General features: G+C 58.1%; 16 protein-coding genes, 1 pseudogene and 1 other annotated feature. Of the genes and pseudogenes, 13 read left to right on the forward strand and 4 right to left on the reverse strand.

The window, feature by feature from the left end:
* The first annotated feature begins 127 nt into the window (after positions 1-127).
* From dgoR to HBA26_RS12015, 6 genes are all read left to right on the forward strand, one after another.
* Positions 128-817: a D-galactonate utilization transcriptional regulator DgoR gene (gene dgoR / locus HBA26_RS11990; protein WP_003861109.1), complete on the forward strand. Its 690-nt coding sequence runs from the start codon at positions 128-130 to the stop codon at positions 815-817.
* Positions 814-1,692: a 2-dehydro-3-deoxygalactonokinase gene (locus tag HBA26_RS11995; protein WP_063943338.1), complete on the forward strand. Its 879-nt coding sequence runs from the start codon at positions 814-816 to the stop codon at positions 1,690-1,692. The genes dgoR and HBA26_RS11995 overlap by 4 nt, the downstream gene beginning before the upstream one ends.
* A complete protein-coding gene (locus tag HBA26_RS12000) occupies positions 1,676-2,293 on the forward strand; it encodes a 2-dehydro-3-deoxy-6-phosphogalactonate aldolase (RefSeq protein ID WP_041911729.1) in 618 nt (205 codons plus the stop codon). Before HBA26_RS11995 ends, HBA26_RS12000 begins: the two co-directional genes overlap by 17 nt.
* Positions 2,290-3,438 carry a galactonate dehydratase gene (gene dgoD / locus HBA26_RS12005; protein WP_028014940.1) on the forward strand — a complete coding sequence of 383 codons (1,149 nt, stop codon included), beginning with the start codon at positions 2,290-2,292 and terminating at the stop codon, positions 3,436-3,438. Before HBA26_RS12000 ends, dgoD begins: the two co-directional genes overlap by 4 nt.
* A 78-nt stretch (positions 3,439-3,516) precedes the next feature.
* Positions 3,517-4,854, forward strand: coding sequence for an MFS transporter (locus tag HBA26_RS12010; RefSeq protein WP_126345637.1), 1,338 nt, complete (start codon positions 3,517-3,519; stop codon positions 4,852-4,854).
* Between the two features lie 51 nt (positions 4,855-4,905).
* The gene (locus HBA26_RS12015) at positions 4,906-6,135 is read left to right on the forward strand and encodes a DUF3748 domain-containing protein (protein ID WP_206512921.1); all 1,230 of its coding nucleotides are present in this window, start codon (positions 4,906-4,908) and stop codon (positions 6,133-6,135) included.
* Here the strand turns inward: HBA26_RS12015 and HBA26_RS12020 are convergent.
* Positions 6,132-6,464, reverse strand: coding sequence for a YceK/YidQ family lipoprotein (locus HBA26_RS12020; protein ID WP_014881914.1), 333 nt, complete (start codon positions 6,462-6,464; stop codon positions 6,132-6,134). The genes HBA26_RS12015 and HBA26_RS12020 overlap by 4 nt on opposite strands.
* A gap of 250 nt (positions 6,465-6,714) precedes the next feature.
* Positions 6,715-6,786: a sequence feature (ROSE (Repression Of Heat Shock gene Expression) occurs in the 5'-region of heat shock genes and acts as an RNA thermometer to modulate expression.), on the forward strand.
* Here HBA26_RS12020 and ibpA point away from each other — a divergent pair.
* The 3 genes from ibpA to HBA26_RS12035 all read left to right on the forward strand — a co-directional run bounded on the left by ibpA (position 6,780) and on the right by HBA26_RS12035 (position 9,546).
* Positions 6,780-7,190, forward strand: a complete 411-nt coding sequence (ibpA, locus tag HBA26_RS12025) for a small heat shock chaperone IbpA (RefSeq protein WP_008500162.1) — start codon at positions 6,780-6,782, stop codon at positions 7,188-7,190. (Overlaps the previous feature by 7 nt.)
* 136 nt (positions 7,191-7,326) lie before the next feature.
* Positions 7,327-7,755 (forward strand): small heat shock chaperone IbpB, encoded by a 429-nt coding sequence (gene ibpB / locus HBA26_RS12030; protein ID WP_028014943.1) that lies wholly within the window; start codon positions 7,327-7,329, stop codon positions 7,753-7,755.
* A gap of 129 nt (positions 7,756-7,884) precedes the next feature.
* Positions 7,885-9,546 (forward strand): putative transporter, encoded by a 1,662-nt coding sequence (locus HBA26_RS12035; RefSeq protein WP_028014944.1) that lies wholly within the window; start codon positions 7,885-7,887, stop codon positions 9,544-9,546.
* Here HBA26_RS12035 and HBA26_RS12040 read toward each other — a convergent pair.
* Positions 9,514-10,260, reverse strand: a complete 747-nt coding sequence (locus HBA26_RS12040; protein ID WP_126345635.1) for a GntR family transcriptional regulator — start codon at positions 10,258-10,260, stop codon at positions 9,514-9,516. The two genes, HBA26_RS12035 and HBA26_RS12040, sit on opposite strands and share 33 nt — an antisense overlap.
* A gap of 221 nt (positions 10,261-10,481) precedes the next feature.
* On the opposite strand from HBA26_RS12040, the gene HBA26_RS12045 reads away from it, so the two are divergent.
* From HBA26_RS12045 to HBA26_RS12060, 4 genes are all read left to right on the forward strand, one after another.
* Positions 10,482-12,104, forward strand: a complete 1,623-nt coding sequence (locus HBA26_RS12045) for an alpha-glucoside-specific PTS transporter subunit IIBC (protein ID WP_047366727.1) — start codon at positions 10,482-10,484, stop codon at positions 12,102-12,104.
* Positions 12,101-13,423: a 6-phospho-alpha-glucosidase gene (locus tag HBA26_RS12050; protein WP_045260840.1), complete on the forward strand. Its 1,323-nt coding sequence runs from the start codon at positions 12,101-12,103 to the stop codon at positions 13,421-13,423. The genes HBA26_RS12045 and HBA26_RS12050 overlap by 4 nt, the downstream gene beginning before the upstream one ends.
* A gap of 92 nt (positions 13,424-13,515) precedes the next feature.
* A complete protein-coding gene (locus HBA26_RS12055) occupies positions 13,516-13,863 on the forward strand; it encodes a YidH family protein (RefSeq protein WP_063155237.1) in 348 nt (115 codons plus the stop codon).
* Positions 13,853-14,200: a DUF202 domain-containing protein gene (locus HBA26_RS12060; RefSeq protein ID WP_023309822.1), complete on the forward strand. Its 348-nt coding sequence runs from the start codon at positions 13,853-13,855 to the stop codon at positions 14,198-14,200. Before HBA26_RS12055 ends, HBA26_RS12060 begins: the two co-directional genes overlap by 11 nt.
* A gap of 17 nt (positions 14,201-14,217) precedes the next feature.
* Here the strand turns inward: HBA26_RS12060 and dsdA are convergent, their stop codons facing one another.
* On the reverse strand, positions 14,218-15,504 hold the full coding sequence (gene dsdA, locus HBA26_RS12065; RefSeq protein WP_063155236.1) for a D-serine ammonia-lyase: 1,287 nt from the start codon (positions 15,502-15,504) through the stop codon (positions 14,218-14,220).
* A gap of 17 nt (positions 15,505-15,521) precedes the next feature.
* Positions 15,522-16,155: pseudogene (locus HBA26_RS12070) on the reverse strand (D-serine transporter DsdX); the annotation flags it as partial.

A 16,155-nucleotide genomic window follows, 5' to 3' on the forward strand; every position in this document is an offset into this window, starting at 1 on the left:
TTAACTGATTGTACTACATTGTCACCACGACAAAGACGAATGGCCTCACGTTTGTACTGCAAAAGTGAGGCGAAATTCAGCGGTCGCGGTAAAGTAGTGATGGACATACAGAGCACAAGGACTCTCCATGACTCTCAATAAAACCGATCGCATCGTTATTACGCTGGGCACTCAGATTGTGGGCGGTAAATACGTTCCCGGTTCGCCGCTCCCCGCAGAGGCTGAACTGTGCGAGGAGTTTGAAACCTCGCGCAACATCATCCGGGAAGTGTTCCGCTCGCTGATGGCGAAGCGGCTGATTGAAATGAAGCGCTATCGCGGCGCGTTTGTTGCTCCGCGCAACCAGTGGAACTACCTCGATACCGACGTGCTGCAGTGGGTGCTGGAAAACGACTACGACCCGCGGCTTATCGGCGCGATGAGTGAAGTTCGAAACCTGGTGGAGCCGGCAATTGCGCGCTGGGCAGCGGAACGCGCGACCTCCGGTGATTTGGCCCAGATTGAATCGGCTTTAAACGACATGATCGCCAATAACCAGAACCGGGAGGCGTTCAACGAGGCGGACATTCGCTACCACGAAGCGGTGCTGCAGTCGGTGCATAACCCGGTATTACAGCAGCTTAGCGTGGCGATCAGCTCGCTACAGCGAGCGGTATTTGAACGTACCTGGATGGGTGATGAGGCCAATATGCCAAAAACGCTCCAGGAACATAAAGCGCTGTTCGATGCGATACGGCATCAGGACGGCGATGCGGCAGAGCAGGCGGCGCTTACCATGATTGCCAGCTCGACACGAAGGCTGAAGGAAATCACATGACATCTCGCTACATCGCAATTGACTGGGGATCGACCAATCTGCGCGCCTGGCTTTATCAGGGCGAGCAGTGCCTGGAGAGCAGGCAATCAGAAGCAGGTGTGACGCGGCTGAACGGTAAATCCCCCGAGGCGGTGTTAGCAGAGGTCACACAAAACTGGCGCGACAGCGCCACGCCGGTGGTAATGGCGGGAATGGTGGGCAGTAACGTAGGCTGGAAAATTGCACCTTACCTGCCGGTTCCCGCCCATTTCTCCGCTATTGGCGAGCAGTTAACGTCCGTTGGCGACAATATCTGGATTATTCCCGGTTTGAGCGTCTCTCGCGACGATAACCACAACGTGATGCGCGGCGAAGAGACGCAGCTGCTTGGCGCGCGCGCTCTCTCTCCTTCTTCTGTCTACGTCATGCCCGGCACGCACTGTAAGTGGGTCCAGGCTGACGCTGAGCAAATCCACGATTTTCGCACCGTAATGACCGGCGAGCTGCACCATTTGCTGCTCAACCATTCGCTGGTCGGGGCCGGTTTACCTGAGCAGGAATCCTCGTCAGAGGCGTTTGCCGCCGGGCTTGAACGTGGGATCGCCTCCCCTGATGTGTTGCCGCAGCTTTTTGAGGTTCGCGCCTCGCACGTGCTGGGACTTCTCCCGCGCGAGCAGGTCAGCGAGTTTCTCTCCGGCCTGCTGATTGGCGCAGAGGTCGCCAGCATGCTTGAGTTCATCGCGCACGAGCAGGCCATTACGATTGTCGCAGGCGCATCGCTAACGTCGCGCTACGAACAGGCATTTCGCGCCGTTGGGCGTGATGTTTCGACGGTATCCGGCGACACGGCATTTCAGGCAGGAATAAGGAGCATCGCTCATGCAGTGGCAAACTGATCTTCCCCTTATCGCGATTTTGCGCGGCATCACGCCCGATGAGGCGTTAGACCACGTCGGCGCGGTTATCGACGCCGGATTCGACGCGGTAGAAATCCCGCTCAACTCGCCCGACTGGGAAAAAAGCATTCCGGCCGTGGTGGAGGTTTTCGGCGATAAGGCGCTGATTGGCGCAGGCACCGTGTTACAGCCTGAGCAGGTCGATCGGCTGGCAAAGATGGGCTGCAGGCTTATCGTCACGCCCAATATTCAGCCTGAGGTGATCCGCCGCGCGGTGGGTTACGGCATGACGGTCTGCCCGGGCTGCGCCACCGCCACGGAAGCCTTTACTGCCCTTGATGCGGGCGCGCAGTCGCTCAAAATTTTCCCGTCATCGGCTTTTGGACCGGACTACATCAAGGCGTTGAAAGCGGTATTGCCCGCCAGCGTGCCGGTCTTTGCCGTGGGCGGCGTAACGCCAGAAAACCTGGGCCAGTGGATGAGCGCTGGCTGTGTGGGCGCAGGGTTGGGGAGCGATCTTTATCGTGCCGGACAGTCCGTGGAACGTACCGCACAGCAGGCGGCAGCATTTGTGAAAGCGTATCGAGAGGCAGTGAAATGAAAATAACCAAACTCACCACGTACCGTTTACCCCCGCGCTGGATGTTCCTGAAAATCGAAACCGATGAAGGGGTTGTAGGCTGGGGCGAACCGGTGATTGAAGGGCGCGCGCGCACCGTTGAAGCGGCAGTACACGAGCTGGGCGAATACCTGATTGGTCAGGATCCGGCGCGCATTAACGACCTGTGGCAGGTGATGTACCGCGCGGGCTTCTACCGCGGTGGTCCGATCCTGATGAGCGCCATCGCCGGTATCGACCAGGCGCTGTGGGATATCAAAGGTAAAGTGCTTAACGCGCCGGTATGGCAGCTTATGGGCGGCCTGGTGCGCGACAAAATCAAAGCCTACAGCTGGGTAGGCGGCGACCGTCCTGCGGAAGTGATCGACGGCATCACGCAGTTACGCAATATCGGCTTTGACACCTTCAAGCTCAACGGCTGCGAAGAGATGGGCGTTATCGACAATTCGCGTGCGGTAGACCGGGCGGTCAATACCGTGGCGCAAATTCGTGAAGCCTTCGGCAACGAGATTGAGTTTGGCCTGGATTTCCACGGCCGCGTCAGCGCGCCGATGGCCAAAGTGCTGATTAAAGAGCTGGAGCCGTATCGCCCGCTGTTTATCGAAGAGCCGGTGCTGGCCGAGCAGGCGGAGTACTATCCGAAGCTGGCTGAACAGACCCACATTCCTATCGCGGCGGGTGAACGTATGTTCTCGCGCTTCGAGTTTAAACGCGTACTTGAAGCGGGCGGCATAGCGATCCTGCAGCCGGACCTTTCTCATGCGGGCGGAATCACCGAATGCTACAAAATTGCCGGGATGGCAGAAGCTTACGATGTGGCGCTGGCACCGCACTGCCCGCTCGGCCCAATCGCGCTGGCAGCCTGCCTGCACGTCGACTTCGTCTCCCGCAATGCGGTGTTCCAGGAACAGAGCATGGGGATTCACTATAACAAGGGCGCGGAACTGCTCGATTTTGTGAAAAATAAAGAAGACTTCTGCATGGAAGGCGGTTTCTTTAAACCGCTTACGAAGCCGGGCCTTGGCGTGGAAATTGACGAAGCTAAAGTCATTGAGCTGAGTAAGAATGCGCCGGACTGGCGAAACCCGCTGTGGCGTCATGAGGACGGCAGCGTAGCGGAATGGTAATCGCCATCCCGTAGACCCGGTAAGCCTCCGGGCAAAAATCATACATACAAAAATATAACCCTCTGTAAATTACAGGGCATGGTGAGCGGCTTCGCTATGCCCAAAATCTGGAGACAGATTGCGATGGATATTCCAGTTACCGCTACAAAAATCGGGCGTCGCCGCTACCTGACGCTGATGATGATCTTTATTACCGTGGTCATTTGCTATGTCGACCGCGCCAACCTTGCCGTGGCATCGGCCCATATTCAGGAAGAGTTTGGCATCACCAAAGCGGAAATGGGCTACGTCTTCTCGGCGTTTGCCTGGTTGTATACCTTATGCCAGATCCCCGGCGGCTGGTTTCTTGACCGCGTGGGTTCACGTCTGACCTACTTTATCGCCATATTAGGCTGGTCCGTGGCGACCCTATTCCAGGGCTTCGCCACCGGGCTGATGTCGCTGATTGGCCTGCGTGCCATCACCGGGGTTTTCGAAGCGCCCGCGTTTCCGACCAACAACCGTATGGTGACCAGCTGGTTCCCGGAACACGAGCGCGCGTCCGCCGTTGGTTTTTACACCTCTGGCCAGTTTGTCGGCCTGGCGTTTCTGACGCCGCTGCTGATCTGGATCCAGGAGCTGCTGAGCTGGCACTGGGTGTTCATCGTCACCGGTGGGATTGGCATTATCTGGTCGCTCATCTGGTTCAAGGTCTACCAGCCGCCGCGTCTGACCAAAAGTATCACCAGGGCCGAGCTGGACTACATCCGCGACGGTGGCGGTCTGGTGGATGGTGATGCGCCGGTGAAAAAAGAGGTGCGCCAGCCGCTGACCAAAGCGGACTGGAAGCTGGTCTTCCACCGTAAGCTGGTGGGCGTTTATCTGGGTCAGTTCGCGGTTACTTCTACGCTGTGGTTCTTCCTCACCTGGTTCCCGAACTACCTGACCCAGGAAAAGGGGATCGCGGCGCTAAAGGCGGGCTTTATGACCACCGTGCCGTTCCTCGCCGCATTTTTCGGCGTGCTGCTCTCCGGCTGGCTGGCCGATAAGCTGGTGAAAAAAGGCTTCTCGCTGGGCGTGGCGCGTAAAACACCGATTATCTGCGGGCTGCTGATCTCTACCTGCATCATGGGGGCGAACTACACCAACGATCCGGTGTGGATTATGGCCCTGATGGCGGTGGCGTTCTTTGGTAACGGTTTCGCCTCTATCACCTGGTCGCTGGTGTCGTCCCTCGCGCCGATGCGGCTGATTGGCCTGACCGGCGGTGTGTTCAACTTTGTCGGCGGACTGGGCGGGATCACCGTACCGCTGGTCATCGGTTACCTGGCGCAGGACTACGGCTTCGGCCCGGCGCTGGTCTACATTTCTGCCGTGGCGCTGATCGGGGCACTCTCCTACATCCTGCTGGTGGGCGATGTGAAACGAGTAGGCTAATCCCTGCGGATGTTTTACCCTGATGCACTCACCGTGCATCAGGGTATCCTCATGAAACAAATTACCTTCGCCTCCCGCAACCATCAGCTGACCAACATCAATACCTGGACGCCGGACAGCCAGTGGCTGGTCTACGACGTGCGCCCGTCAGGCGCGTCATTTACCGGCGAAACCATTGAGCAGGTCAACGTCGTTACGGGTGAGGTGGAGGTGGTCTATCGCGCCACTGACGGCGCGCATGTCGGCGTGGTGACCGTTCATCCGGCACAGGACACATACGTCTTTATCCACGGTCCGAAAAACCCGGATGCTGACTGGCACTACGATTTTCATCATCGTCAGGGTGTGATTGTGCATCACGGTCAGGTGAGCAACCTGGACGCGATGGATATCACCGCGCCTTATACCGCAGGCGCGCTGCGCGGCGGCAGCCACGTGCACGTCTTTAGCCCAAACGGGCAGTTCGTCAGCTTTACCTATAACGACCATGTTTTACATGAGCGCGATCCGAAGCTCGATTTACGCAACGTCGGCGTGGCGGCACCGTTTGGCCCGGTGAACCCGCAGGGGAATCATGCACGTGAATATTCAGGCACGTTCTGGAGCGTGCTGGTCAGCCGCACAACACCCAACCCGCAGCCGGGCAGCGATGAAATTAACCGCGCCTACGAAGAGGGCTGGGTGGGCAACAACAGGCTGGCATTTATCGGCGACACCCTCTCCGCGCAGGGCGAAAAAGTGCCTGAACTGTTTATTGTTAACCTGCCAGAAGACGAGCAGGGCTGGAAACGAGCGGGCGATGCGCCGCTGCAGGGTACCCCAGACACCCTGCCAGCGCCGCCTGCCGGGGTGAAGCAGCGTCGTCTGACCTTTACCCACCAGAGGGCCTACCCGGGTCTAGTGAACGTGCCGCGTCACTGGGTGCGCAGTAACCTCCAGGGGACGCAGATCGCGTTTCTGATGCGGGATGATAACGGCATTGTGCAGCTGTGGCTGATCTCTCCTGAGGGCGGCGAGCCGCGCCAGTTGACGCGCACCGGGAGCGGTATTCAGTCTGCGTTTAACTGGCACCCTTCCGGGAACATGCTGGGATTTGTGCTTGAAAACCGAATCGCCTGCTGTGACGCGAAGACTGGAGAAGTGACGTTTTTGACGTCCGATCACGGCAATCCGCCGTCTGCTGATGCGGTCGTGTTTTCCCCGGACGGGCGCTTTATTGCGTGGATGCAAGAGACGGGCGGTTTCCGTCAGCTTTGGGTAACGGAAACCGCGCAGGACTAGCGCGGCGGCATCTCAGCGGGCGGGATAACGGCGTTTGTCGCCAGATTTTCCTGCTCGCTTTTCTCTACCCGTGAGCGCACGGAATCGTCCTTACGGAATACATCCCACGGCAGCAGAAGCGTATCCGCCACTGCTGTAAAGGGCATATCCAGGATAACCAGGGATTTGGTGCCCCAGTTCGTATCGTCATCGGAGATCATCGCCGCGCTGGCGCGCGTCCCCGGATATGTTCCTTCTTTACCGCCGGTGTGAGACATCACGCTCGAACACCCGCAAAGTAAAACCACCCCGCTGAACGTCGTCAGCTTTATCAGAACATTTTTCATCATCACTCAGTCATCGTTAATGGCACTGCATAGACCTGCAACTCAGGGTTATAGCGAGCCTTATCCGAAATGAATAGCCCGATAACCCCGCACTGTGGCAGCCATCGCAATTTAACTCTTTGTGCTGTTGTCCCAGAGTCTATGCGACAACCAGCAAAGTGCAAAAAAATCTCGCCTAAATAGTCTTGAAAAGCCCGGTTCCAGACCCATTTTAAGAATGTGACCCGATAACGAACACGCCTGATGGGTGCTCGGGGGCGCAAAGGCCTGTCCATGGTGGAAGGCTACAATTTCTCGCTGATTTCAGGAGTATTATCTATGCGTAACTTCGATCTTTCTCCGCTATACCGTTCTGCAATTGGTTTTGACCGCCTGTTTAACCATTTAGAAAATAACCAAAGCCAGAGCAACGGCTACCCTCCATACAATGTTGAGCTGGTTGACGAAAACCACTACCGCATCGCCATTGCCGTCGCCGGTTTTGCAGAAAACGAGCTGGAAATCACCGCGCAGGACAACCTGCTGGTGGTGAAAGGTTCCCATACGGCCGAGCAGAAAGAACGTACCTACCTTTACCAGGGCATCGCCGAGCGCAACTTTGAACGCAAGTTCCAGTTAGCCGAGAACATTCACGTTAAAGGCGCGAACCTGGTTAACGGCCTGCTGTTTATCGAACTGGAACGCGTGATTCCGGAAGAGAAAAAACCGCGCCGTATCGAAATTAACTAATTACGCGGGTCGCGCGAGCGGCCCACCCAGACTTGCTTGCCGTAACGGGAGCATATGCGAATCCATCAGGATTTGCAGGAACAACTGTGCACAAAATTAAACTGTGCCGAACTCGCTTCTCAGAAGGAGATTTAGTATGCGTAACTACGATTTATCCCCCCTGCTGCGTCAGTGGATTGGTTTTGACAAACTGGCTAATGCCCTGCAAAGCACCACCGAGCAACAGACATTTCCGCCGTACAACATCGAAAAAAGCGACGATAACCACTATCGCATCACCCTTGCGCTGGCCGGGTTCCGCCAGGAAGATCTGGATATCCAGCTCGAAGGCGCGCGCCTGACCGTGAAGGGTACGCCGGAAAAACAAGAGACCGAAACCCGGTGGCTGCATCAGGGTCTGGTTAATCAGCCGTTTAGCCTGAGCTTTACCCTGGCAGACCATATGGAAGTGTCCGGTGCGACGTTTACCAACGGGCTGCTGCATATCGATCTTATCCGTAACGTGCCGGAAGCCATCGCGCCGCAGCGTATCGCCATTAGCGAGCGGCCGGCGTTGAACAGCTAATCCGCTTTACTCACAGACTGCACAAAGCCCTGCCCCGGCAGGGCTTTTTTGTGCACCATCGCCCATACAACCGCATCCGGCTCTGAGAAAATCCTTTTTATAACTAAGGTTATGCCAAGGATGTGGATCATGAGTGATATCGCGTTAACCGTAAGCGTGCTGGCCCTGGCCGCGGTTGTAGGGCTATGGATTGGCAATATCAAAATCCGTGGCGTCGGGTTTGGGATTGGCGGGGTGCTGTTTGGCGGCATTTTTGTCGGGCATTTTGCTGACAAGCTCGGGCTGGTTCTCAGCGCCGATATGCTCCACTTTATTCAGGAGTTCGGCCTGATCCTCTTCGTCTACACCATCGGGATTCAGGTAGGGCCGGGCTTTTTCGCTTCCCTGCGCGTCTCCGGGCTACGGCTCAATCTGTTTGCCCTCGGCATTGTGGTGATGGGCGGGCTGGTCACCGCAATCCTGCACAAAATCTTTGCTATCCCGCTGCCCGTGGTGCTGGGCATTTTCTCCGGGGCGGTTACCAACACGCCGGCGCTCGGAGCCGGGCAGCAAATCCTGCGCGATTTGGGCATTGAACCCGGCATTGTCGACCAGATGGGGATGAGCTACGCCATGGCCTATCCGTTTGGGATTTGCGGCATTCTGCTCTCCATGTGGCTGGTCCGCGTCCTGTTTCGCGTTAACGTCGACAAAGAGGCGAAGGATCACGAAACCACGCTCACCAACGGCCACATGCCGATCAAAACCATCAACATTCGCGTCGATAACCCCAACCTGAACAATATGGCGATTCAGGACGTACCGATTCTGAACAGCGCCAATATTATCTGCTCCCGCCTTAAGCGCGACGACGTGCTGATGGTGCCTGCGCCCGGCACGATGATCCAGCAGGGTGACCTGCTGCACCTGGTCGGCCAGCCGGGGGATTTGAACAACGCGCGGTTGGTGATTGGTCAGGAAGTGGATACCTCGCTTTCAACCCGCGGCACCGATATGCGCGTGGAGCGTGTTGTGGTGACCAACGAGCACGTTCTTGGCAAGAAAATACGCGATCTGCAGGTAAAAGAGCGCTACGACGTGGTCATCTCCCGCCTCAACCGTGCGGGCGTCGAACTGGTTGCCAGCCCGGAGGCCAGCCTGCAGTTCGGGGATATCCTCAACCTGGTCGGACGCCCGTCGTCCATCGATGCCGTGGCGGATATGGTGGGCAACGCCCAGCAAAAACTGCAGCAGGTGCAGATGCTGCCGGTGTTTATCGGCATCGGGCTTGGCGTGCTGCTCGGCTCTATTCCGCTGTACGTGCCGGGCTTCCCGGTGGCGCTCAAGCTCGGCCTGGCGGGCGGGCCGCTGATTATGGCGCTGATCCTCGGGCGTATCGGCTGTATCGGGAAGCTCTACTGGTTTATGCCGCCGAGCGCTAACCTGGCGCTGCGCGAGCTGGGCATCGTGCTATTCCTGGCGGTTGTCGGGCTGAAGTCCGGCGGGGATTTTGTCGATACCCTGGTCAAGGGCGAAGGGATGAGCTGGGTCGGCTACGGCATCTTTATCACGGCGATCCCGCTGCTGACGGTGGCAATCCTGGCGCGGATGTTCGCCAAAATGAACTACCTGACGCTGTGCGGCATGCTGGCGGGTTCCATGACCGACCCGCCAGCGCTCGCTTTTGCCAACAACCTGCACGCCACCAGCGGCGCGGCCGCGCTCTCCTATGCCACCGTCTACCCGCTGGTGATGTTCCTGCGCATCATCACCCCGCAGCTACTGGCGGTGCTGTTCTGGGGGATGGGCTAACAGCTCTTCCGGGTGGATGCGCCGCAGATGGTAGTCCACCTGGTAATCGCTGGTATTTCGGAACATCACGGAATAATTGAGGAACTCGCCGCTGTCGCTGTAGGAGAGAGAGGTAATTCGCAGCAGTGGCGTCTGTTCCGGCAGATTCATATAACCGGCCAGCTGTTTATCTGCCAGCACCGGCGTCAGGCTCTCGTAGTTGCCGCTGATGGTGATCCCGCACTCCTTCTCAATGTAATCAAACTTAGACCCCTCAAGATGCGCCAGCGACAGGTTGCGGAACAGCTTCACCGGCATAAAGCTGTCCTCCAGCATCAGCGGCTTTCCGTCCACGTAGCGCACCCGCCGTGAAAAGTAGATCCGCTCATCCACCTGGATCCGCAGCTGGCTGGCGATGGCGGGCGGGGCGGGCATCACTTCGAACTGCAGCACCTTGCTCTGCACCTCTTTTCCCTGCTGACGCAGCACCTCCACCAGCCCGGTCAGGTTAGTGGTTTCGTGGTGAACGTCTTTGCGCGAGACAAACGTTCCGCTGCCGTGCCGGCGCTCAACCAGCCCCCAGCTCACCAGCAGATCCAGCGCCTTGCGGATGCTCATGCGCGCCACGCCAAACTCCTGCGCCAGCGCTTTTTCACCAGGCAGCGGGCTGCCGATGTTGTAGTCCGATGAATTCAGCCGCAGCCGCAACCTGTCAGCAATTGATTTGTAGATCACCAGTAGACCTCTCTGCCCTTATCAGGGCGTGGAATGCGTCCTGACATGTCCATATTTAACTCAAAAAGTAGACCTGACTGGTCAAAATAAAACCATGAATGCGATCACGAATCGCAGCGGCACGCCATGTTCGCGCATCAGTAAGTTCTTATGCTCACCTCAGGCCAGCACAAAACCATAAAGGCCTCTACCCCTACAGGTTGTTACGTGAGGATTTAAAAATGCTCAGTCAAATACAACGTTTTGGCGGTGCCATGTTTACCCCGGTGTTGCTGTTTCCGTTTGCCGGGATCGTGGTGGGAATCGCCATCATGCTTCGCAACCCGCTGTTTGTCGGCGAAGCCTTAACCGCCCCCGATCATCTTTTCGCGCAGATCGTTCACATCATTGAAGAGGGCGGCTGGGCGGTGTTTCGCAATATGCCGCTGATTTTTGCCGTCGGCCTGCCGATTGGGCTGGCGAAGCAGGCGCAGGGCCGCGCCTGTCTGGCCGTGCTGATTAGCTTCCTGACCTGGAACTACTTCATTAACGCGATGGGGATGACCTGGGGCCACTTCTTTGGCGTCGACTTCTCCGCCGAACCGACGGCGGGAAGCGGGCTGGCGATGATTGCCGGGATCAAAACGCTCGATACCAGCATCATCGGCGCCATCGTGATCTCAGGCATCGTCACCGCCATTCACAACCGCTATTTCGACAAGCCGCTGCCGGTCTTTCTGGGGATTTTCCAGGGCAGCTCGTTTGTCGTTATCCTCGCGTTCTTCGTGATGATCCCCTGCGCCTGGCTGACGCTGCTGGGCTGGCCGAAAGTGCAGATGGGTATTGAGTCCCTGCAGGCGTTCCTGCGCTCTGCCGGAGCGCTGGGCGTGTGGGTGTATACCTTCCTGGAACGCATTCTGATCCCAACGGGGCTGCATCACTTTGTCTACGGTCCGTTCATCTTCGGCCCGGCGGCGGTGGAGGGCGGTATTCAGGTCTACTGGGCACAGCATCTGCAGGAATTCAGCCAGAGCACCCTGCCGCTGAAGACCCTCTTCCCGGAAGGTGGCTTCGCACTGCACGGCAACTCAAAAGTGTTTGGCTCGGTCGGGATTGCCTTCGCTATCTGGTACACCGCGTCGCCAGAAAATCGCGTCAAGGTGGCGGGCCTGCTGGTTCCGGCCACGCTCACCGCCGTGCTGGTGGGCATTACCGAACCGCTTGAGTTCACCTTCCTGTTTATCTCGCCGCTGCTGTTCGCCGTGCACGCCGTGCTGGCGGCCACCATGGCGACGGTGATGTACGCCTTCGGCGTCGTGGGGAACATGGGCGGCGGCCTGCTGGACCAGTTCCTGCCGCAAAACTGGATCCCGATGTTCCATAACCACGCCTCGACGGTGTTCACCCAGATCGGCATTGGCGTCTGCTTCACCGGCATCTACTTCGTGATCTTCAAAACGCTGATTGAGCGTCTGAACCTGAAAACGCCGGGCCGGGAAGAGAGCGAAATCAAACTCTACAGCAAGGCCGACTATAAGGCGGCGCGCGGGCAAACCACCGCCCCGGCGGCGGCCAGCCAGCAGGTTGGGCAAGCCGCCGGATTCCTGCAGGCGCTCGGCGGTGCAACAAATATCGAAAGCATCAACAACTGCGCCACCCGCCTGCGTATCGCACTGGTGGATATGGCGAAAACCCAAAGCGACGACGTCTTCAAAGCCCTGGGCGCACATGGCGTAGTGCGACGCGGCAACGGCATTCAGGTAATTGTCGGCCTGCACGTTCCTCAGGTGCGCGACCAGCTGGAATCGCTGATGAAAACCCCTTTAACAAATGAACAAACCACCCTGACAGAGGCTATATCATGAAAAAATTCTCAGTTGTCATTGCAGGCGGCGGCAGCACCTTTACGCCTGGTATCGTCCTGATGCTGTTAGCCAACCGCGACCGCTTCCCGCTGCGCGCCCTGAAGTTCTATGACAACGACGGCGCGCGTCAGGAGACCATCGCCGAAGCGTGCAGAATCATCCTTAAGGAGCAGGCCCCGGAGATTGAATTCAGCTACACCACCGATCCAAAAGCGGCGTTTACCGATGTCGATTTCGTGATGGCGCACATCCGCGTGGGAAAATACCCGATGCGCGAAAAAGATGAAAAAATCCCGCTGCGCCACGGCGTGCTGGGCCAGGAAACCTGCGGACCGGGCGGTATCTCTTACGGCATGCGCTCTATCGGCGGCGTGCTGGAGCTGGTGGATTATATGGAGCAGTACTCCCCGAACGCGTGGATGCTGAACTACTCCAACCCGGCGGCGATTGTCGCAGAAGCCACGCGCCGCCTGCGTCCGAACGCTAAAATACTCAACATCTGCGATATGCCGATCGGCATTGAAGGGCGCATGGCGCAGATTGTCGGCCTGAAAGACCGCAAAGAGATGCGCGTGCGCTACTACGGCCTGAACCACTTCGGCTGGTGGACGTCGATTGAAGACCTGAACGGCAACGATCTGATGCCGAAGCTGCGCGAATACGTGGCGAAAAACGGCTATGTTCCGCCTTCGGAAGATGCGCATACCGAAGCGAGCTGGAACGATACCTTTGCCAAAGCTAAAGACGTGCAGGCGCTGGATCCGGACACCATGCCGAACACCTACCTGAAGTATTACCTGTTCCCGGACTACGTGGTCGCGCATTCCAACCCGGAACGGACCCGCGCCAATGAAGTTATGGATCACCGTGAGAAGCATGTGTTCAGTTCCTGTCGGGCGATTATCGAAGCCGGCAACTCCGCCGCCGGTGAGCTGGAAATCGACGAACATGCGTCGTACATCGTCGATCTGGCGACTGCGATTGCCTTTAACACTCAGGAGCGGATGCTGCTGATAGTGCCAAACAACGGTGCCATCCATAACTTTGACGCCGACGCGATGGTGGAGATCCCGTGCCTGGTGGGCCATAACGGACCGGAGCCGCTTACGGTGGGCGATATTCCGCACTTCCAGAAAGGGCTGATGAGCCAGCAGGTGGCGGTGGAAAAACTGGTGGTGGATGCCTGGGAGCAGCGCTCGTACCAGAAGCTCTGGCAGGCCATTACCCTGTCGAAAACCGTGCCGAGCGCCTCCGTCGCGAAAGCGATTCTGGATGACCTGATCGAGGCCAACAAAGAGTACTGGCCAGAGCTGCATTAATCGTCCTGACCGGCATCGCCCGATGCCGGTCTCCTTGTCCTTGTCGATTTAAGCTATGCTGAAGCCTGCCCGTAGCACGACAAGGAATCTCCATGAAAATTTCCCGCCTCGGCGAAGCGCCGGACTACCGCTTCTCTCTGGCTAATGAACGCACGTTTTTAGCGTGGATCCGCACCGCACTGGGCTTTCTGGCCGCAGGTGTCGGCCTTGACCAGCTCGCCCCCGATTTTGCCACGCCGCTGATTCGTGAAGTGCTGGCGCTGCTGCTGTGCCTGTTCGCGGGCGTGCTGTCGATTTACGGCTACCTGCGATGGCTGCGCAATGAGAAGGCGATGCGCCTGAAGCAGGATCTGCCCTATACGCGCGGGTTACTCATCATCAGCGTAATTCTGCTGGCGGTGGCGGGCGTGGTGATGGGGCTGGTGTTCTATGGCGGATAGTCGCAAAGCGCGACGCGAAGCGGACCCTGGCCTGCAGCCGGAGCGGACGTCGTTGGCCTGGCTGCGCACGCTGCTGGGGTATGGCGCGCTGATTGCCCTGGCGATTAAGCACAACTGGCACCGAACCGGGGTGCCATTCTGGATCTCTATTATTGTGCTGGCGCTGGTGGCCATTATTTTATGGCGCTATACCCGCAGCCGTAACCTGATGGACGTGGCGCAGAACGATTTTGTACAGCCGAAAGCGGTGCGGGATAAATTCCTGATTGCGCTGGCTGTTCTCTCGCTGTCGCTGCTGTTTGCGGTGACCCATATTCAGCAAATTTTGAGTTTGTAAGCCGGGTGGCGGCTTAATTACTTCCCTTTAGCCAGATACTTCGCCATCTCGTCTTCCGGCACCATGCCGCCGCCGGTTGCCCACACCAGGTGGGTAACGTTGGTATGCGAATGAACGCGCACCGGCCCGGCCATCCCCGCCAGCGCTGAAGGCTCAAGGCGGATCCCTTCCTCCTGCGCCAGCCAGCCGAGCATATCGTACATGCTCCGATCGGTAAGCGTATAGAACCCGTCGAGCAGGCGCTCCATCGCGCGGCCCACGAAGCCGGACGCGCGCCCAACCGCCAGACCGTCCGCCGCCGTCACGTTATCAATGCCCAGATCCTGCACTGCAATCGCATCATGCAGGCCGGTGTAAACGCCCAGCAGCATGCACGGCGAGTGCGTTGGCTCCGCGAAGAAGCAGTGCACGTTATCACCAAAGGCCAGCTTCAGGCCAAACGCCACGCCGCCAGGCCCGCCGCCTACGCCGCACGGCAGATAGACGTACAGGGGATGATCCGCATCCACCACGCGGCCCTGTTCGGTGAACTGCGCTTTCAGGCGCTCGCCCGCCACCGCATAGCCCAGGAACAGGGTGCGGGAATTCTCATCGTCAATGAAGAAGCAGTTCGGATCGCTTTCCGCCGCTTTGCGCCCTTGCTCCACCGCCACGCCGTAATCCTGCTCATATTCCACGACGATGACGCCGTGGCTGCGCAGCCTGGCTTTCTTCCACTCGCGAGCGTCGGCGGACATATGGACCGTCACCTTAAAGCCGATGCGTGCGCTCATTATGCCAATGGATAACCCCAGGTTGCCGGTGGAGCCCACGGCAATGCTGTACTGGCTGAAGAAGGCCTTAAAGCGTGGCTCCAGCAGAATGCTGTAGTCGTCTTCGGTGGTCAGCAACCCGGCTTCCAGCGCCAGTTTTTCCGCATGGGTCAGCACTTCATAGATGCCGCCGCGCGCTTTAATCGAGCCGGAAATCGGCAGGTGGCTGTCTTTTTTCAGCAGCAGCGTGCCGGGAATGGATTTGCCAGATTCTCTCTCCAGCCGCGCCTGCATTGCCGGAATGGCGACCAGTTCAGATTCAATAATCCCACCCGTTGCCGCCGTCTCCGGGAAGGCTTTCGCCAGATACGGCGCGAAGCGGTTGAGGCGCGCGTGGGCGTCGTCCACGTCGGCTTTGGTCAGCCCGACATAGGGCAGCCCTTCTTCAAGCGTGGTGGTGTTCGGGTTAAGCCAGGTGGTTTCTTTCAGGGCAATCAGATCCTCAACCAGAGGAAACTGTGCGGTTAAAGTGGTGATAGTTGCGTTTTCCATAATATGTCTCTTCGCGCTCAGATAATGAAAGAAAGCAGGAATGTGCCGCCAAGTGCAAGCACCGAGGCGATAAACGTCGCCGTCGTATAGTATTTGAAGGTCTCATTCAGGGTCGCGCCGCAGTATTGCTTCACCAGCCAGAAGAGAGAATCGGTCACGATCGTGCAGCCAATGGCGCCGGAACCGATGGCAATGGTGATGATCTCCGGGCTGACGTTCGGGTAGAGCGGCAGCATCGGCGCGACGATGGCCGTGGCGCCCATCATCGCGACCGTGGCGGAGCCTACGGCGGCATGCAGCACCAGCGCCACCAGCCAGGCGAGCAGGATAGGGTGCATGTGCAGGTTCGAGAGAATTTGCGCCAGCGAGTCCGCCAGTCCGCTGGTTTTCAGGATGGCGTTGAACGCGCCGCCCGCGCCGATAATCAGCAAAATGTTGGCGATAGAGCCAAAGCCGTGCTCGGTGTGCGTCAGCATCGCGCCCATGCCCATGTGCTGGCGGATGCCCAGCAGGTAGTAGGCGACAAACACGGCGATAAACATGGCGGTGATCGGGTTGCCGATAAACTCCAGCAGCGTATACAGCGTGCCGTCTTTTGCCATATTCAGTTCAGCGATGGTCTTCACCAGCATCAGGGCAATCGGCAGCAGC

This window comes from Enterobacter sp. 725m/11 (assembly GCF_011683705.1).
GTDB classification, from domain to species: Bacteria; Pseudomonadota; Gammaproteobacteria; order Enterobacterales; family Enterobacteriaceae; genus Enterobacter; species Enterobacter bugandensis.